The organism is Jatrophihabitans sp. (assembly GCF_036000465.1).
Lineage (GTDB): Bacteria > Actinomycetota > Actinomycetes > Mycobacteriales > Jatrophihabitantaceae > Jatrophihabitans.
Genome location: NZ_DASYFV010000063.1, coordinates 49036 through 66468, shown reverse-complemented (window position 1 = coordinate 66468; position 17433 = coordinate 49036). Strand labels below are relative to the sequence as shown.

The 17433-nt window shown below is 74.6% G+C and carries 18 protein-coding genes and 1 pseudogene; 13 read left to right on the top strand and 6 right to left on the bottom strand.

Features of this window, described 5'->3' with window-relative positions; all coding sequences use genetic code 11:
- Positions 1-1292: pseudogene (locus tag VGN18_RS18405) on the top strand (preprotein translocase subunit SecA); the annotation flags it as partial.
- 18 nt (positions 1293-1310) lie between these two features.
- Here VGN18_RS18405 and VGN18_RS18400 read toward each other — a convergent pair.
- Both VGN18_RS18400 and VGN18_RS18395 read right to left on the bottom strand, forming a co-directional pair.
- Positions 1311-1856 (bottom strand): Rv3235 family protein, encoded by a 546-nt coding sequence (locus VGN18_RS18400; RefSeq protein ID WP_327541178.1) that lies wholly within the window; start codon positions 1854-1856, stop codon positions 1311-1313.
- Positions 1853-2647: a hypothetical protein gene (locus VGN18_RS18395; protein ID WP_327541177.1), complete on the bottom strand. Its 795-nt coding sequence runs from the start codon at positions 2645-2647 to the stop codon at positions 1853-1855. Before VGN18_RS18395 ends, VGN18_RS18400 begins: the two co-directional genes overlap by 4 nt.
- Before the next feature lie 142 nt (positions 2648-2789).
- Here VGN18_RS18395 and VGN18_RS18390 point away from each other — a divergent pair, with 142 nt between their 5' ends.
- Entirely contained in the window at positions 2790-3353 is a 564-nt protein-coding gene (locus tag VGN18_RS18390; RefSeq protein WP_327541176.1) for a hypothetical protein, read from the top strand.
- Between the two features lies 1 nt (position 3354).
- On the opposite strand, the gene VGN18_RS18385 is transcribed toward VGN18_RS18390, so the two are convergent.
- The gene (locus tag VGN18_RS18385; protein WP_327541175.1) at positions 3355-3597 is read right to left on the bottom strand and encodes a helix-turn-helix domain-containing protein; all 243 of its coding nucleotides are present in this window, start codon (positions 3595-3597) and stop codon (positions 3355-3357) included.
- 135 nt (positions 3598-3732) lie between these two features.
- Here VGN18_RS18385 and VGN18_RS18380 point away from each other — a divergent pair, with 135 nt between their 5' ends.
- The 5 genes from VGN18_RS18380 (at position 3733) to pruA (ending at position 9550) form a co-directional block, all read left to right on the top strand.
- A complete protein-coding gene (locus VGN18_RS18380; protein ID WP_327541174.1) occupies positions 3733-4443 on the top strand; it encodes an SAF domain-containing protein in 711 nt (236 codons plus the stop codon).
- 16 nt (positions 4444-4459) lie between these two features.
- Positions 4460-5779, top strand: coding sequence for a hypothetical protein (locus VGN18_RS18375; protein WP_327541173.1), 1320 nt, complete (start codon positions 4460-4462; stop codon positions 5777-5779).
- A 66-nt stretch (positions 5780-5845) separates the two neighbouring features.
- Positions 5846-7366, top strand: a complete 1521-nt coding sequence (locus tag VGN18_RS18370) for a wax ester/triacylglycerol synthase family O-acyltransferase (protein ID WP_327541172.1) — start codon at positions 5846-5848, stop codon at positions 7364-7366.
- Positions 7363-7860 (top strand): DUF6912 family protein, encoded by a 498-nt coding sequence (locus tag VGN18_RS18365; RefSeq protein WP_327541171.1) that lies wholly within the window; start codon positions 7363-7365, stop codon positions 7858-7860. Before VGN18_RS18370 ends, VGN18_RS18365 begins: the two co-directional genes overlap by 4 nt.
- A 52-nt stretch (positions 7861-7912) precedes the next feature.
- Positions 7913-9550, top strand: a complete 1638-nt coding sequence (pruA, locus tag VGN18_RS18360; RefSeq protein ID WP_327541170.1) for an L-glutamate gamma-semialdehyde dehydrogenase — start codon at positions 7913-7915, stop codon at positions 9548-9550.
- Here pruA and VGN18_RS18355 read toward each other — a convergent pair.
- A complete protein-coding gene (locus tag VGN18_RS18355) occupies positions 9523-9855 on the bottom strand; it encodes a hypothetical protein (RefSeq protein WP_327541169.1) in 333 nt (110 codons plus the stop codon). The genes pruA and VGN18_RS18355 overlap by 28 nt on opposite strands.
- The gene (locus VGN18_RS18350) at positions 9783-13559 is read right to left on the bottom strand and encodes an FtsK/SpoIIIE domain-containing protein (protein ID WP_327541168.1); all 3777 of its coding nucleotides are present in this window, start codon (positions 13557-13559) and stop codon (positions 9783-9785) included. Before VGN18_RS18350 ends, VGN18_RS18355 begins: the two co-directional genes overlap by 73 nt.
- Positions 13560-13742: 183 nt before the next feature.
- Here VGN18_RS18350 and VGN18_RS18345 point away from each other — a divergent pair, with 183 nt between their 5' ends.
- From VGN18_RS18345 to VGN18_RS18335, 3 genes are all read left to right on the top strand, one after another.
- Complete coding sequence (locus VGN18_RS18345; RefSeq protein ID WP_327541167.1) at positions 13743-14033, top strand: WXG100 family type VII secretion target; 291 nt, start codon at positions 13743-13745, stop codon at positions 14031-14033.
- 23 nt (positions 14034-14056) lie between these two features.
- Positions 14057-14638 (top strand): suppressor of fused domain protein, encoded by a 582-nt coding sequence (locus tag VGN18_RS18340; RefSeq protein WP_327541166.1) that lies wholly within the window; start codon positions 14057-14059, stop codon positions 14636-14638.
- A 116-nt stretch (positions 14639-14754) separates the two neighbouring features.
- Positions 14755-15267, top strand: coding sequence for a MaoC family dehydratase (locus tag VGN18_RS18335; protein ID WP_349259968.1), 513 nt, complete (start codon positions 14755-14757; stop codon positions 15265-15267).
- A gap of 1 nt (position 15268) precedes the next feature.
- On the opposite strand, the gene VGN18_RS18330 is transcribed toward VGN18_RS18335, so the two are convergent.
- Positions 15269-15679 carry an NUDIX hydrolase gene (locus tag VGN18_RS18330; protein ID WP_327541165.1) on the bottom strand — a complete coding sequence of 137 codons (411 nt, stop codon included), beginning with the start codon at positions 15677-15679 and terminating at the stop codon, positions 15269-15271.
- Positions 15680-15794: 115 nt separating this feature from the next.
- On the opposite strand from VGN18_RS18330, the gene VGN18_RS18325 reads away from it, so the two are divergent.
- From VGN18_RS18325 to VGN18_RS18315, 3 genes are read left to right on the top strand one after another with little or no spacing between them, the layout of a single operon-like run.
- Entirely contained in the window at positions 15795-15953 is a 159-nt protein-coding gene (locus VGN18_RS18325; protein ID WP_327541164.1) for a hypothetical protein, read from the top strand.
- 7 nt (positions 15954-15960) lie between these two features.
- Positions 15961-16533, top strand: coding sequence for a PH domain-containing protein (locus tag VGN18_RS18320; RefSeq protein ID WP_327541163.1), 573 nt, complete (start codon positions 15961-15963; stop codon positions 16531-16533).
- A 35-nt stretch (positions 16534-16568) separates the two neighbouring features.
- Positions 16569-17426: a PHP domain-containing protein gene (locus VGN18_RS18315; RefSeq protein WP_327541162.1), complete on the top strand. Its 858-nt coding sequence runs from the start codon at positions 16569-16571 to the stop codon at positions 17424-17426.
- Positions 17427-17433 lie beyond the last annotated feature (7 nt).

Genomic DNA, 17433 nt, shown 5'->3' with positions numbered 1-17433 from the left:
TCTACAAGGCCAAGCGCGATCATGTCGCCGAGGAGGCCACCAAGGTCGTCGAGGCGGGCGGGCTCTACGTGCTCGGCACCGAGCGGCACGAGTCGCGTCGCATCGACAACCAGCTGCGCGGCCGCGCCGGCCGCCAGGGCGACCCCGGCCTGTCGCGCTTCTACCTCTCGCTCGGCGACGACCTGATGGTCCGCTTCAACGGCGAGCGCGTCGCGGCGATGATGAACCTGCTCCGCCTGCCCGAGGACGTCCCGATCGAGGCCAAGATGGTCTCCAAGGCAATCCAGTCGGCGCAGACGCAGGTCGAGTCGCAGAACTTCGAGATCCGCAAGAACGTCCTGAAGTACGACGAGGTCATGAACAAGCAGCGCACCGTCGTCTACGACGAGCGGCGGCAGGTGCTGCAGGGTGCCGACCTGTCCGACCAGATCCGCCCGATGATCGACGACGTCGTCACGAGCTACATCCAGGGCGCCACCTCGTCCGGCTACCCGGAGGAGTGGGATCTCGAGCAGCTCTGGACCGCGCTGAAGACCCTGTACCCGATCTCGCTGACCATCGACGAGGCGATCGAGCAGGCCGGCGGCGAGAAGGCCGACCTGACCCGCGAGTTCCTGGTCGAGGAGATCGTCGCCGACGCGCAGGCCGCGTACGACGGCCGCGAGGAGGACCTCGGCGCCGAGGTGCTGCGCGAGCTCGAGCGGCGCGTGCTCATGTCGGTGCTCGACCGCAAGTGGCGCGAGCACCTCTACGAGATGGACTACCTGCAGGAGGGCATCGGCCTGCGCGCGATGGCCCAGCGCGACCCGCTGGTCGAGTACCAGCGCGAGGGCTTCGACATGTTCGCCGCGATGATGGAGGCGGTCAAGGAGGAGTCGGTCGGCTTCCTGTTCAACCTCGAGGTGTCCGTCGACGAGGACGGCGAGACCGTGGCGACCGAGCCCGGCGCGGCCCCGGCCGCGGTCGAGCCGCCGGCGGCGCTCGCCGAGGAGGGGCCGCAGCTCGACGTCTCGCTGCTGAAGGCGGCGCAGGCCGAGCACGATGCCCAGACCAGCGCCCACACGAACGGGCACGCCCCGCACATCAAGGCCAAGGGACTCGACCGCACCGGCGGCGACCGCCCGCTGACCTACACCGCCCCCGAACTCGGTTCGGACAGCCCGTCGGTCACCACGGCCGAGGCGGAGAAGTCGGCGACCGGCACGGCGAAACGGCAGCAGGCCCGCAGCAACCCGAACCGGGGCAGCCGCGGCAACAAGGGCGGCGCGTCGAAGAACAAGCGCAAGCGCTGAGCGCGGCGCCGGGGCGGCTCAGCCGAGCTGAAGCCGGGTGCAGCGCCAGCGGCCGTGCTGCTCCTCGAGGCGCAGGGCGACGGCGCGCACGCGCGCGCCGGTCTCGAGGGTGGCGCACAGCTCGGCCACCCCGTCGGCCGGTTCGGATGCCCGTAGCGTGCGCACCCCGGTGCGGTGCAGCCAGTGCGCCGAGCCCGACTGCGCGGCGCGCTCGAAATCGGCGGCCAGCCCGCGACCGACCGACGGGCTGAGCAGCGCCGCGAGTTGCGGCAGCGGGCGGCGCCCGTCGGCGGCTTCGATGAGCCCGATCAGCAGATGACGGCCCCACACGGCCGGGTCGGGCAGGCCGCGCGTGCGGGTGCGCGGCTGCACGCGGGTGGTCGGCGCCGGCCGGCGCTCGAACGGCAGCCGCTGATCCCAGGGCGTGATCGGCGACGGCGAGGTGATCTCGTCGTCGAACGGCGGCTCCCGGGGCGGAGCGGGGCGAACCACGATGCGCAGCTGCGGTCGAGCCGGCGTGACCGGTCCCCTCGAGTCGGACGGACGGGCCAGGACCCTCGTCATCGGATCTCCTCGCGCGTGGGAGTGACGGTTGCCGACGTGGGGGAGCGCAGGACCTGACCGGGCCGGATGACGGCCGGATCGGCGCCGATGACCGCCCGGTTGGCGGCGTACCAGCGCGGCCAGGCAGCGGCTGTCTCGGCGTCGGACGCGTCCGGGCCGAGCCGGTGGCCGGCCAGCAGCCAGAGCGAGTCGCCCGGCTTCACCCGGATCGCGTCGTGGGTTGTCGGCGCGGCCGCGGGCGGCTCGGAGCGGTGTGGCGTGGGGGTCGTGGTCGTCGGTGGTGCGGCCGTAGGGGCCGCGGTGGCCTGGGTGGCGATCGTCGGAGCGGCGGTGGGCCAGGTCGGCGCGGCGATCGGCGGCGGGTCGGTGGGCCAGGTCGGGGCGGGGACAGCCGGGGCGGAGACCGTCGCGGCGGAGACCGTCGGGCTCGGAGCCGGGGCCGGATTTGCGCCCGCCGCCACCGGGGCCAGCAGCACGCCGATCCCGGCCGTCCCGGCAAGGAGGCCGAGCACGGCCCGGGGCAGGACCCGCCGGCCGACGGCCGCCCCGAGCCGCCCGGCCGCCCCCGGCAGCCGGGCCCCGAGAGCGGCGATCAGACCGACGCCGAGCCAGGCCGCCGCGAGCCACACGGCCGCGCCGGCGGCCACGACCAGCGCCCGGTCGACCCCGACCTCGAGCAGCCAGGCCCGCGGCCGCCCGACCCGCGCGACGAATTCCGCCGCGCTCCCGGGTAGCAGCGCGAGGGCGGCGGCGTCGCCCGCCATGAGCAGCGCCGTACGAACGGATCTCACAGTAAGCATCGTTAGACCTCATTTGCTTGTGTTTGCATCCTGATATATTCATTCAAGATCGGTCAAGGCCGCAGATCGTGCTGTGGACAAGGCGGGCCGGCTGCGCTGAAGTGGACGAAACGGACGGAGTGGAGGGGCCGAAGTGCGCTGGAACGGGCTCTTCGACGACCTCGAGGCGCAGGCCGAGGTGCTCGAGCGGGGGCAGCGGGCGGCCGAGATCGAGGAGCGCACGCGCGGTGAGATCGGTGGCCTCGGCGTGCTCGACCGGCTCCGGGCCGCCCTCGGTCAGCCCCTGCGGCTGCGGGTCGACGGCGGCCTCGCCGTCGCCGGGACGCTCGTCCGGGTCGGGCCCGACTGGCTGCTGCTGGACGAGGGAGCCGGGCGTGAGGTGGTCGTGCCGACGGCCGCACTGCTCGGCGTGCGGGGGCTCGGTCGTTACTCGACGGCCCCGGGCTCGGCCGGCGTCGTCGCGTCCCGCCTCGGCCTGCGGCACGCGCTGCGCGGCATCGCCCGCGACCGCTCGGCGGTTCGGGTGCACCTGCGCGACGGTGCGACCGTCGACGCCACGATCGATCGGATCGGCGGCGACTACGTCGAGGCGGCCGTCCACCCCGCCGGCGAGCTGCGCCGGCGGCAGGAGGTGCGCGACGTCGAGCTCATCCCGCTCGCGGCGATCGCCGCGCTACGCCGGGCCGGCGGCGAGTGACTCAGGCGCCCGGATCGGTCTCGGCGTCGACGAACGGGTGCTCGGCGATGAAGGCGCTCGTCTGCTTGTACATGCGGGCGATGTAGTCCTCGAGGCGGTCGCGCTCGACGCGCCACTGGCCGCGGCCGCCGATCTTGATCGCGGCGAGCTCCTCGTTGCGGACGAGGGCGTAGACCTGCGACGTGGAGATGTTGAGGACCTCGGCCACGTCGGCCAGGGTGAGGAAGCGTGGTTCGGCAGCCATCTCGGCGAGCTCGTCCCTCCGGTGCGGGTGTCGACGCGTCGAGTGTCGCAGGTCGGCGCCGCCCGCTCGCGGGTTGTCCACAGGCGTGTTCCGGACGAATGGCGATCGCGACGTACGTCCGGCACGATGTCCGATGTGACCGTTTCGTCGCCGCCGGCCCGGCGGATCGCCACGCCGAGCTGGCTCGACCTGCGCCTCGTGCTCGGCGTGCTGCTGGTTCTGGTGGCGGTGCTCCTGGGCGCGGTCGTCGTCTCCGGCGCCAGCCACACATCCGCCACCGTCGCGGCCACGCACGATCTGGCCGCGGGCACGATCCTGCGCCCGAGTGATCTGTCGGTCGCGCAGGTGCAGCTGCCCGCCGGCCACAAGCGCGCCTACCTGGCGACGATCCGCGACGCCGTGGGCAAGAAGCTGGCCCGCCCGGTCTCGGCCGGCGAACTGGTGCCCGCGGCCGCCGTCGCCGCCCCCGACGCGCGCACCACGCTCACCGTGCCGTTCGCCTCGGGCACGGCGCCCGACCTGCGCAGCGGGCAGCGCATCGAGATCTTCCTGTCGACGTCGTCCTGCACGTCGGTGGTGCTGCTGCCCGAGGTCACGGTGCAGAGCGTCCGGCGCGACACGGGCGGCTCCTTCGCGTCGGGCACCGGCGGGCAGGACGTCGTGATCATGGTCGATCCTGCCCTGGCCGGGCGGGTCGTCGCCGCCCTCGCCATCGACCGGGCACAGATCCGGGCCGGGGTCCTCGGCGGAACGGCGCCGCCGCCGGCTCCGGCTCCCCAGGCCGGTGCAGGTGGCGCCCCGCCGGCCGACATCGCCGCCTGCGCGTCGCCGTCGACCGGCCGATGAGCGGGACGAGCGCCCCGTGAAGCTGGCCGTGCTCTGCCTGGCCGACGGCGCCGGGTGGGAGGAGCGGTGGGTCGCCGCATTCGAGCGGGGGCCGCACGGCGTCGAGATCGTCCGGCGCTGCGTCGACGTCGTCGACCTGCTCGCCGTCGCCGGCTCGGGCCAGGGCCGGGCCTGCCTGGTGGGCGCGGCGGTGCGGCGTCTGGATGCCGACGTGGTCGACCGACTCGGCGCGGCCGGGGTGGCGCCGGTCGGGGTCGTCGCGCGCGGCGATGCCGCCGCCGAGGACCGGCTCCGCGCGCTCGGCATCGTCCATCTGGTGCCCGACGACGCCGACCCGGGCGTGGTCGCCGCGGTGCTGGCCGAGGCGGTGCGCGAGCCCGAGCCCGGCTCGGCCGGTGCGACCTCCACCTCGCGGCGCGTGCGGGCCTTCGCCGACCCGTCGACGTCGATGGCGATCCCGCCCGGCGAGGGCGAACCCGTGCGGCCCGACGAGCCGGATCGGCGCGGCACGGTGATCGCAGTCTGGGGGCCGACCGGGGCGCCCGGCCGCACCACTGTCGCCGTCGCGCTGGCCGACGAGCTCTCCCGCCTCGGCCGGGCCGGGCTGCTGGTCGACGCCGACGTGTACGGCGGCACCGTCGCGGCCGTACTGGGTCTGCTCGACGAATCGCCCGGCCTCGCCGCCGCCTGCCGGCAGGCCTCGGCGAAACGCATCGACGCCGGCTCGCTCGCCGCGCTGTGCTGGCAGCTCGGGCCGACGCTGCGGGTGCTCACCGGCATCCCGCTGGCCTCGCGCTGGCCCGAGCTGCGCCCGCCGGCCGTCGCCTCGGTGCTCGGCGCGGCCCGGGCCCTCGCCGATGTGACCGTCGTCGACTGCGGGTTCTGCCTGGAAACCGACGAGGAGCTGTCCTTCGACACCGTCGCGCCGCGGCGTAACGGCGCCACTCTGGCCGTGCTCGACGACGCCGACGTCGTGCTCGTCGTCGGCTCGGCCGACCCGATCGGCATGCAGCGTCTGGTCCGCGGTCTGGCCGAACTGCGCGATGCCGAGGTCGCCGCCCCCGTCTGGGTGGTGCTGAACCGGGTGCGGCCGGGGGCGGTGCCGGGCGACACCGACCGCGAACTCCGCGCCGCCCTCGAACGCTTCGCCGGGCACTCGCCGGCGGCACTGCTGCCGGCCGACGCGCGGGCGGTGGACGTCGCCGTGGCGACCGGCCGGCTGCTGAGCGAGTCGGCGCCGACCAGCCCGCTGCGGCGGGCGGTCACCGAATTGGCGGCCAACCTGGCCGGGGTGCCGGTGCCCGCCGCGGGACGGCGCCGGCGCCAGCGTCGTTGAGCCGCGGGTGGTGGAGGCTCGTCTGTGACAATGTCCGCGGGACCACCCGACCCGACGGAGGTGACTGTGACTGAACGGATGTCGTCCGTCGACGTCGCCTTCCTGCATCGGGAGAGCCGCACGGCTCCGCAGCACGTCGGCGGGCTGGCCGTATTCACCGCACCGCCGCACGGCTTCGACTACGACCGCCTGGTCCGGCTGCTCGAGGAACGCATCTCGCTCGCGCCGCGCTACCGGCAGAAGGTCCGGCCCGTGCCGGCTCACCTCGCGCATCCGATGTGGGTCGACGACCCCAACTTCGACATCACCTACCACGTGCGCCGGTCGGCGCTGCCCCGCCCGGGCACGGACGAGCAGTTGCTGGAATTCTGCTCGCGCATCCAGTCGCGCCTGCTCGACCGCTCCCGGCCGCTGTGGGAGATGTACCTCGTCGAGGGGCTCGCCGGCGGACGCATCGCGATCGTCACCAAGACCCACGAGGCGATGGTCGACGAGGACGCCGGCATCGATCTGGCCCAGGTGATCCTCGATGCCGCGCCGGCGCCGCGCCGCACCGTCGAGGCCATCTGGATGCCCGGCCCGGAACCGACCTCGGTCGACCTGCTCCGCGACGCCCTGGCCGGGGTGGTGCGTCGACCGACTCTGCTCGTCGACACCGCCCGGGCGACCGCCCGTGACGTCGGCTCGACGCTGGCGCGGGCCACCTCGCTCGCCGGCGGGGTCACGTCGCTGGCCGGCGGCCTCGCCTCGGCCGGCAAGGCCGTGCTGCGGCGCCCGCAGGCCTCGCCGCTGCACGCCGAACTCGGTGAGCAGCGCCGCCTGGCCATCGCCCGCACGCGGCTCGCGGACTACCGCAGCGTGCGCGACGCGTTCGGCGGCACGGTCAACGACGTCGCGCTGGCGGTCGTGTCGGGCGCGCTGCGCGGCTGGCTGCTGTCGCGGGCCCAGCCGCTGCGCCCGGCGACCTCGGTGCGCGCGCTGGTGCCGGTGAGCGTGACCGGCGCCAACGCGGACACCCGCGACGGCCGGCCCGGGCCGGTGCGCCCGCTGCTCGTCGACCTGCCGGTGGGCGAGCCCGACCCGGTGCTGCGCCTGGCCCAGCTGCGCTACGCGATGGCCTCGCACAAGGCGTCGGGCCGGGCTGTCGGGGCCGACGCGCTCGTGGCCCTGAGCGGCTTCGCGCCGCCGACCCTGCACGCGCTGGGCGCACGCGCGGCCGGCGGGCTCACCCGCCGCATGTTCAGCCTGGTCGTCACCAATGTGCCGGGCCCCCAGGTTCCCCTCTACGCCGCCGGAGCCCGGATGGACGAGATGTTCCCGATCCTGCCGCTCGCCCCCGGGCACGCGGTCTCGATCGCCCTCACCTCCTACGACGGTGGCGTGTACTTCGGCATCAACGGCGATCGCGACGCGATGCGCGATGTCGGGCTGATCGCGGAGATGATCGAGGAGTCGCTGGCCGAGCTGGTCACCGCCGCCGGTGGCCAGGCCGCGCCGCCGGCCGCCGCCACCCGCTCGTCGCGCGCACGCCACCCGTCGGCCGCCCCCAGCCGCAGCCACCGCATCCACCCGTCGGACCCGGTATGAGGATCTACCTGCCGACCACCGCAGCCGGCCTGCGCGCCCTGCTCGACGAGGGCACGATCGGTCCGGCGCCGCTCACCGCGTTCGCGGTCACGCCCGGCCTGCGGGAGTGGTACGTCGACGACGATCCCGAGGAGCTCGAGTACGCCGCGATGACCGAGGCGGCCCGCGGCGCGCTGCGGCTGCTCGACGCCGACGGCTCCGCCCCCCGCCGCCGCATCGTCGTGGCGGCCGATGTCGCCGACGCGGTCGTCACGGTGCAGGACGATCTCGACCGCGGCGTCGTGCGCGTGGGCGAGCCGATCGCGCTCGCTGCGATCGCGTCCGTGCACGCCGACGACGCCGACGCCGAGCCGACGGTCGCCGCCGCGGCGCAGGCGGTGATCGCGGCCGACCTGGGCGACGCGGGGTCGCAGGAGCTCGTCGACGACGCCGAGGGTTTCGAGCTGTCGTGGTACGCCAACCAGGAGATCGCGCACCTGCTTGACTCGTTCTGACCGCTCCCCGGGGCCGGTCATCGCCCGCTCGCCGTCGTGGCACGATCGGGGCATGGACGCCATCACCCACCCGCCCGCCCCGCACAACGAGCCGGTCCGCAGCTACGTCGCCGGCAGCATCGAGCAGACCGGCCTGGCCGCCGCTCTCGAGGCCATGGCGGGCGAGCGCATCGACCTGCCGATGACGATCGGCGGGGCGACCCGCATGGCCGGTGGCGAGCGCATCCCGGTGGTGGCGCCGCACCGCCACGAGCTGGTGCTCGGCGAGACGACGAACGCCACCGCGGCCGATGTCGAGGACGCCGTTACCGCTGCGCTCGCTACTGCGCCGATGTGGCGGGACCTCGCCTTCGACGAGCGGGCGGCGATCTTCCTGCGGGCGGCCGACCTGCTCACTTCGACGTGGCGCGACCGCATCAACGCCGCCACCATGCTGGGCCAGTCGAAGAGCGTGCAGCAGGCCGAGATCGACGCCGCCTGCGAGTTCGCCGACTTCCTGCGCTTCAACGTGCACTTCGCCCGGCAGATCCTCGAGGAGCAGCCGCAGAACGCGCCGCTGACCTGGAACCGGCTGGACTACCGCCCGCTCGAGGGTTTCGTACTGGCGATCACCCCCTTCAACTTCACCGCCATCGCCGGCAACCTGCCGTCGGCGCCGGCCCTGCTCGGCAACGTCGTCGTCTGGAAGCCGTCGCCCACCCAGCAGCTGGCCGCGCACCACACGATGGCGCTGTTCGAGGCGGCCGGCCTGCCCGCGGGCGTCATCAACCTGGTGACCGGCGACGGCCAAGCGGTCAGCGAGGTCGCGCTGCGGCACCCGGCGCTCGCCGGCATCCACTTCACCGGCTCGACGAGGACGTTCCAATACCTGTGGGGCGAGGTCGGCAAGAGCATCTCCGGCTACCACACCTACCCGCGCATCGTCGGCGAGACCGGCGGCAAGGACTTCGTGCTGGCGCACCCGAGCGCGGAGCCGGCGGCCCTGGTCACGGGCCTGGTGCGCGGCGCGTTCGAGTACCAGGGCCAGAAGTGCTCCGCGGCGTCGCGGGCCTACATCCCGCGCTCGCTGTGGACGGGGGGCGTGCGCGACGAGCTCGTAGCCGTCACCGAGTCGCTGAGCTACGGCGATGTCACCAACTTCGCCAACTTCGGCGGAGCGGTGATCGACCGGCGCTCCTTCGACCGGCTCAGCGGTGTGCTCGACCGTCTGCACGCCGAGCCGTCGGCGAGCGTTCTCGCCGGGGGCAAGGCCGACGATTCGGTGGGCTACTTCGTGCGGCCCACCGTCGTCGAGGCGAGCGACCCCGCGAACGCGATGTTCCGCGACGAGTACTTCGGCCCGATCCTCGCCGTGCACGTCTACGACGACGGTGCGTGGGACGAGACCCTGGCCCAGGCGGAGAGCGTGGCGCCGTACGCGCTGACCGGAGCCCTGTTCGCGCGCGACCGCGCGGTGGTGGCGCAGGCGCAGCACGCGCTGCGCTTCGCGGCCGGCAACTTCTACATCAACGACAAACCCACCGGCGCGGTGGTCGGGCAGCAGCCGTTCGGAGGGGCGCGGGCGTCGGGCACCAACGACAAGGCCGGCTCGATCTGGAATCTGCTGCGCTGGGTCTCGCCCCGCGCCATCAAGGAGACGTTCGTCTCGGCCACCGATCACCGCTATCCGCATATGGACTCCTCGGGCTGAGCGATCTGGATCGCCACCGCCTCACCGGCCGCGAACTCGGGGCCCCACGACGGCGGCCCGACGATCACGCCGCGGCCGGGCGGCCCGCCCAGCGCCCGGCGGTCGAGTCGGACACCGAGCAGTTCGCCGTCGACCACGGACGGTCGCAGCAGCACGCCGCGGTGGGTGCGCCGGACGTCGGCGGCCAGCCCGCGGTAGGTGGTGGCCAGTTCGTCACTGCGCCCGGCCACGATCACGCTGAGCGCGGCCTCCGGCAGGCGGAGCCACTCGCGCAGCTCCTCGCCGGCGGCCCCGTCGAGGAACAACGCGCTGTCGTCGACGAGCAGCAGGCCGGCCGTTGGGGGCGGCAGCCCGACGGCCGGATGGTCCGGTCGCACGATGCGGCTCGCGGCGACCCGATCCAAGGGTGAGCCGGGCGCGGCCGCGACGACGACCGGCCGGCCGAGCCGGGCCGCCTCGTTTGCGAGCAGCCGCAGCACGGTGGTGCGGCCCGATCGGGGCGGCCCGACGACGACCAGCCGGGCGCCAGCCGGTCGTCGACCGGCAGCTCGGCCCGGCGCACCGAACCGGGTAGCGGCCGAACCCGCACGAGCGGCTCGGGTAGGGGCGCCGACGCCCAGCGATCGGCCGCGACCCGGGCGAGGGCGTCGAGGTCGGCCGGATCGGCGAGCTGGAAGTGGGCGCCGTCGGCGGCGCGGATCCCGCGACCCGGCGGCAGCGCGGTCGGCACGGCGCGGGCCGGCACGCCCCCGAGGGGGTAGTCGGCGGGATCGACGAGGGGCAGCAGCCAGCGGGCGTCGTAGGCCGCGGACGTGCGCGCGGCGAGCAGGCTGCGGCCGCCGGCGGTCGCGACCGTCAGTCCGGCCCGGGGTCCGGAGCGCAGCAGAGCGGCGAGCGCCTCGGTCCAGGCCGATCGGTCGGCGTCGTCGCCGGCGTCGAGCACGGCGTCCCAGTCGTCGATGAGCAGAAGGAGCAGCGCCGGGCGCCGCCGCGCCGGTTCGACCGCGTTCCGCAGCCGGTGCAGCAGCGTGCCGACCGCGCCCGGGTCGGCCGAGGACACCGTCGACGCCAGGTGCGGCAGGTCGCCCAGCCACGGGGACAACGCGCCGGTGTCGACGACGTAGAGCTGCAGCACGTCGGGCGGTAGCCCAGCGGCGGCCCCGATGCCGAGCGACGCGAGTGCGCCCGTGCGCCCCGAGCCCGGACCGCCGACGAGCAGGATCGAACGGCCCGCGGTCAGGTCGACCTCGAGTACCGGTTGCGCCAGCTCGGCCGGCTGGTCGAGCCGGCCCAGCGGGACACTGGTCGCCGGCCCCGAAGCGGGCAACCCGGATCGGGCCAGCGACACCGGTAGCGGGGCCAGCCAGAGCGCAGGCGGCGCCGGTCGCGCCGAGTCGCGCCCCGCGGCGGCCACGGCATCGACGAGCCGGGCGAGACCGCCGCCCGCCGCATCGACCGGGCCGGCGGAGATCCGCCGCCGCCACGGGCCGAGAACCTCGACGCCGGTGCCCGCCGCGCCGGCCGTCGCGGTGCTCGCCGTCTGGAACGGCACCAGCCGGCCGCCGCTGCGCAGGTAGGCCCGCCCGGGGTGACCGCGGTCGATCTGGGCGGCGTCGGGCACGTCGATGACATCGGTCGAGTCGGCCGGGTCGGTGACCCGCAGCGCGATCCGCAGGCTCGTGTTGGCCCGGATGTCCGGCGTCACCGCCGCGCCCGGCCGCTGCGTCGCGAGCACGAGGTGCAGGCCCAGGGAGCGCCCCCGCTGCGCGACCCCGACGAGCCCGCGCACGAACTCGGGCAGTTCCTCGGCCAGCGTGGCGAACTCGTCGACCACGATCAGGAGCCGGGCGATCCCGCGTCCACCGGCCGCGCGGTACGCCGCGAGATCGTCGACACCGGCGTCGGCGAACAGGTGCTCGCGCCGCCGCAGCTCGGCCTCGAACGAGATCAGGGCCCGCCGCGTCAGCGCCGGGTCGAGATCGGTGACGACCCCGACGCAGTGCGGCAGCCGCGCGCAGTCGGCGAACGCGGCCCCGCCCTTGTAGTCGACCAGCAGCAGGGTGAGCGAGTCCGGTGGATGGCTCGCCGCCAGCCCGGCCACCCAGCTGCGCAGCAGTTCGGACTTGCCCGATCCGGTCGTCCCGGCCACCAGCGCGTGCGGGCCGTCGACCGCCAGGTCGAGGCGCAGCGGGCCGTCGCCGGTGGCGCCCAGCACGGTGTCGGCGCCCCCGCCCGATCGGGCCCAGCGCCGCGCGATCGGTTCCGCCGCGACGTCGTCGAGCCCGAGGGCGTGGGTCAGCCCGACCGTCGCCGGCAGCGCGGCGGCATCATCGGCGGCGTCGACCAGCGGGGCCAGCGCCCGCGCGATCTGTCGGGCGTACCCGACCGACACCCGGTCGAGCACGACCGCACCCGCGGCCCGACCGCCGATCGTGGCCCGCGTGCCGGCGGGGTCGTCGACGCGCACCGCGATGCGGGTGACGGTGGGCAGCGCGGCGGCGTCGCGATCGACACAGATGGCGGCGACGCCGAGCGGCACGCCCTGGGCGAGGAGCGCCGAGAGCCCGCCGACATCGGCGACGGCTCCGGCGCGGTCGAGCACGAGTACCACCCACACCCCGCTCCATGCGGCGCGCTCGCCCGAGCGGGTCGAGCGCAGGGCGAGCTCCTCGCCGAGATCGGTGACCACGCGCTGCCACTCGGCACTCGAGGTGCCGACGTCGCGCAGGTGCGGCAGCCAGCGGGCCCACGTCCAGGCCGGTGCGGTGTCCCGGCTGAGCAGCAGCACCAGTTGGATGTCGGCCGGTGACTGCAGCACGGCGAGCTGGACGACCAGCCAGCGGACCAGCCCGGCGGTGACGTCCTCCGGCCCGGACACACCGAGCGGTCCGAGCCGCAGGTCGACGACGAAGGGAACCGCGCTCAACCGGCCCGCCGGCGCGACCTCGGTGCCGGTGCGCACCCGAACCGCCGAGTCGAGCTCGGCCGGGCCGAGCCGCAGGCCGAGATGATCGGCGTCGCCGCGCCGCCGCTCCCACAGCCGGCTGCCCGGTGCCGTGGCGATGCCGTGGAGTACGGCCGGATCCGGGGCGCGGCGGCGTCGCTCGCCCGACTCGACGGCGAGCGCACGGCTCACGGCGCGGTCGGCCTCGGCCCGGGCGAGCCGGAGCGCCGCACCGGCCCGGCGGCGGGACCGTCGCCAGTGCAACCGGTCACCGAGCGCGGTCGACAGCAGCAGCACGGGGGACAGCAGCGCGAACAGCAGGAACAGGCGCGAGCCGGTGACCCCGGCGATCGCCGCTCCCAGGGCGGCCGGGAGGAGGGCCGCCAGCCAGGGCACCCGGCCCGCGGCCGGCGCGTCGCCGCTATCGGGCCGCGGGATCTCCGGGGTCGGAAGCGGACCGAGATGGCGCGGAGCGCGGTTCACGAGCAGGGCGGCGTCGCCCGGCACCAGCGCCGCCGGCAGCACGTCGACCTCGCGCACCGCGAGCAACGTGTCGCCGAGGCGGACCATCGACCCCGGCCGCAGGCGCTGCCCGCCGGACCCGATCGGCGCACCGTCGAGCGTCGTGCCGTTGACCGAGCCGAGGTCGTGCAGGACGACGGTCGTCGCGGTGACCTCGAGGCGCGCGTGCTCACGCGAGACGCGGTCGTCGGCGAGGGTGAGATCGCAGGTGTCGGCGCGTCCGATGGTCAGCCGCCCGCGGGTCAGCGGGAGAGTGAGTCCGGCGGCGGGACCGCCCACGACCTGCAGTTCCGGCCCGGCGTCGGAGCGAGTGGACGGCTCGGGGGTGCCGAACCCGAGCACCGCCCCCGTGCGGAGCGCCGGGCCGCCGATGCGCTCGTGCGGGCGGAGTTCGCGCGATCCGCTCCACACCGCATCGTCCGGGCCGGCCCCGGCCCGGGCCGCCAGCTCGGCCCGCACCGCGCCGACCGTCGGGAGGGGGTCGCCGACGATCGCGATGTCGTGGCGCCCGGACGGCCCGGTGATCGTGAGTTCGATTCGCACCTCGCCGAGTCTGAGCGGCGCGACCGACACCATCGGGCGGCGCGGCCGGCGCCTGTGGACAACGCGCTCGCGATGCCGGGTTGTCCACAGCCCCGGGCTCGGACGCAGCGCGGCGTCGGTGCCACTGCCTACCTTTCGGTCCTCGTCCGGCGAGCGGCGCCGGCGATGGCGAAAGGAATCCCGGTGTCCACTCTGCGAGTCACTCCGGCCCAGCTCGAGACGCTCGGCGGCAGCACCCACCGCGTCTGTTCGGATGTGCGCGGCGCGCATCAGCACCTGCGGGCGCAGCTGGCGCCGCTGTTCGGCGCGGACTGGTCCGGTGCCGCCGCGGCCCAGTTCACCGCCCTGTTCGAGGACTTCGACCGGCACGCCCGCGGGCTGGCCGACGCCCTCGACGGCATCGCCGCCCTGCTCGTCCGGGCCGGCGCGACCTACGCCGAGGCGGAGGCGAGCATTGCGGCGTCCTTCCGGTGAAGACGGTCGGCTAGCGTCGTGCGGTGAGCTCGGACCCCATCCTGGACGCCGTCGAGACCGCCGTCGTGGCGCACTTCGGCCACACCCCGCAACGGGCGTCGGTGTCCTTCCTCGGCGTCGACCCGATCGAGATCCTCCGGTTCGAGCCCATCCCGGGGGAGCGGGCCTACCTGTCCCTCGGCATGTCGCGGCACCCGATGACCTCGGCCACCGAGTCGGTCCAGAGCACCGACGGCCCGCGGGCCGAGCTGATGCTGCACCTGCTCGACCCGACCGACGAGTACGCCGACGTCTGGCGCAAGGTGGCGCTGCTCGCCGCCTCGCCCGCGGTCGAAGGAGTGGTCTACACCGACGGTATGACGGTCGAGGTCGGCGAGCCGCTGGCGCCGGGCTCGGCCTGCGTCGGGATCATCGTGGTCGAATCGCCGCTCGCCCCCATCGCAGCGGGGACGGACCGAGAGGTTCGCGTCCTGCAGGCCATCCCGGCGACCTCGACCGAGCTCGCCTGGGCCCGGGTGCGGGGCAGCGCCGCGCTGCGCGAGCGCTGGGCCGAGCGCGGCACCGACCTGCTCGACCTCGCCCGCCGCCCGGTCGCCCTCGACTGACGGTCCGGACCGACGCGCAGGGGCGTTCGTCACGCCGACCCCGCCCGACGGGGCGGATCGGGCCCGCGCGCGAGACACTGAGCGCCAGTCACAGCGCGTCCGGGCAGAGGAGAGACATCGTGCAGTTCGGTCGGTACTACGAGGAGTTCGAGGTCGGCGCGGTCTACAAGCACTGGCCCGGCAAGACGGTCACCGAGTACGACGACCACTTGTTCTGCCTGATCACGATGAATCACCACCCGCTGCACCTGGACGTCAACTACGCCGAGAACACGACCGACTTCGGCAAGAACGTGGTGGTCGGCAACTACATCTACTCGCTGCTGCTCGGCATGTCCGTGGCCGACGTGAGCGGCAAGGCCATCGCGAACCTCGAGGTCGAGTCGTTGCGCCACATCGCGCCGACCTTCCACGGCGACACCATCTACGGCGAGACCACGGTCCTGGACAAGACGCCGTCGAAGTCGAAGTCCGACCGGGGCGTCGTGTACGTCGAGACGATCGGCTACAAGCAGGACGGCACCGTCGTCTGCATCTTCCGCCGCAAGGTCATGGTTCCGACGCGCGAGTACATCGACGCCCGCGGCGGCGAGCAGCCCGGCCGCCCGGAGCCGCAGCGCAAGAGCTGAATCAGGCAGGCAGCACGCCCCACCCGACCAGGCAGTCCCACAACCCGGGCACGAGCTCGAGCGCGGCCAGCTCGGCCCGGGTGACCCAGCGTGCGTCGTCGGCGTCGTCCCCGGCCACCGGGGCGGCCGCCGGACCGCCGGCGAGCGCACACACGAAGTCGTCGATCACGTAGACGTCGCCGTCGGGGGCGTCCCGCTCGACCTGCCCGGCGAGCCGCAGAACCCGTACGGCCACCCCGGTCTCCTCCGCCACCTCGCGCACGCACGCATCGTCCGGGGCCTCGTCGGGCCGGCACCGGCCACCCGGCACCGACCACAGCCCGGCCGACGGCGCCTGCCCGCGGCGGATCACGAGCAGCCGCCCCCGACCGTCCAGCACGATGCCGCCCGCACACGGCTGCCGAACCCCCACGACGCTCCTTTCCGGCGCGGCTCCCCGACCGGGCGCGCCACCTGCGGTAGGAACGTTACGAGGCACGCCGTTTCGGCCTGCCCGCAAGTCCTGCAGCCGAAGGAGGCGTACCTCGATGGTCAAGCTCGCCATCGCCGCACTCGTCGGCGCGTTCGTCCTGTTCTACGTCGTCACGTCGCCCGACCAGGCCGCGAACATCGTGCACGGCGCGTGGAAGGTCGCGGTCAACGTGGCCCACGGCATCGGCAACTTCTTCAACAAGCTCGCCACCTGACGTTTCGGTGCCGGCCTTCCTGCCCTCGGAACTGCCGATCCGCGCCGTCGCGCGGCAGCACTGGGTCGTCCTGCTCAGAAGGCCCCGCCGCAGCACCGTGATCGTGCTGGCGATCCTGCTCGTCTGCGGGTTCATCTGGCCCTGGCCGATGTCGTGGGTGTTCCTGCTCGTCGCCGGGCTGATGGCCTCGCTGCGCTACCGCGAGTGGCGGGCCGAGCGGGTCATCCTCACCGGCAAACGGATCATCCACGTGCAGGGCATCCTCGAGACGTCGTCGAGCGAGTCGTCGTTGCGGCTCGACCGCATCAGCGGCATCCGCTTCGTCGAGCCGGTGTGGGGGAAGCTGTTCAACTACGCCAACATCGAGCTCGAGGCGCCGGGCAACCACCCCGGCATCAGCCGTCTGCTGCGCATGCGGAGCCCGGGCCGCTTCTACCTCGAGCTGCGCCAGATCGTGTTCGTCGAGGACGGCCGTCCCGACCCGGACGAGGAGACGATCGTGGAGGAGCCGGCCGAGTACGTCACCGCACCGATCCCGGCGGTGCCGGCCGACCGCGATCGTTTCGGCCGCCGCCGCTAGAGACCCGCGGTCCCACCCATAGGCTGGGACGCGCCATGCGTATCGACCTGCACACCCACAGCACCGCCTCCGACGGCACCGACTCGCCGGCCGAGGTGATGCGCATCGCGGCCGCGGCCGGGCTCGATGTCGTCGCCCTCACCGATCACGACACCACCGCCGGCTGGGACGACGCGCTGGCCGCTCGCCCGGCCGGCCTGACCGTCGTGCCGGGCGTCGAGTTCTCCGCCGTCCACCACACCGACGACGGCCGCCGGATCAGCCTGCACCTGCTCGCCTACCTCGCCGATCCGCAGAACCCGGCCATCGAGGCCGAGTGGACCCGGCTGCGGGCCGCCCGGCGCGACCGGGCCCGCATCATGGTCGAGAACCTCGCGGCCGACGGCTTCCCGATCAGCTGGCCGCAGGTGAGCGCGCTCGCCGGCGGGGCGGTGGGGCGGCCGCACATCGGCCGCGCCCTTGTCGACTCCGGCGTGGCGGCCGACGTCGACACCGCCTTCCGCGACCTGCTGTCGTCGCGCCAGAAGTACTACGTGCGCAAGGTCGACACCGACGTCTTCACCGCGATCCGCCTCATCCGCGACGCGGGGGGTCTGCCGGTGTTCGCGCATCCGATCGCCCGGCGCCGGGGGCCGGTCGTGTCCGACGACACCGTCGCCGCGATGGCCGCCGCCGGTCTGGTCGGGCTCGAGGTCGACCACCCCGACCACGACGCGGACGACCGGGCCCACGCTGCCGGGCTCGCCCGCGAGCTCGGCCTGCTCGGCACCGGTTCGTCGGACTACCACGGGCGCAACAAGACCACCCCGATCGGCGCTCGCCTCACCGACCCCGAGGTCTACGCGCAGCTGCTCGCCCTGCCGTCGGCCCGGCGACCGGTGGGGGACCCGTGACCGGCGA

Bases quoted from the DNA above. Each gene is read 5' to 3' on its own strand.
- VGN18_RS18400 (WP_327541178.1), bottom strand. From the start codon at position 1,856: ATGACGAGGGTCCTGGCCCGTCCGTCCGACTCGAGGGGACCGGTCACG.
- VGN18_RS18325 (WP_327541164.1), top strand. From the start codon at position 15,795: ATGGTCAAGCTCGCCATCGCCGCACTCGTCGGCGCGTTCGTCCTGTTC.
- VGN18_RS18365 (WP_327541171.1), top strand. From the start codon at position 7,363: ATGAGGATCTACCTGCCGACCACCGCAGCCGGCCTGCGCGCCCTGCTC.
- VGN18_RS18315 (WP_327541162.1), top strand. From the start codon at position 16,569: ATGCGTATCGACCTGCACACCCACAGCACCGCCTCCGACGGCACCGAC.
- VGN18_RS18385 (WP_327541175.1), bottom strand. From the start codon at position 3,597: ATGGCTGCCGAACCACGCTTCCTCACCCTGGCCGACGTGGCCGAGGTC.
- pruA (WP_327541170.1), top strand. From the start codon at position 7,913: ATGGACGCCATCACCCACCCGCCCGCCCCGCACAACGAGCCGGTCCGC.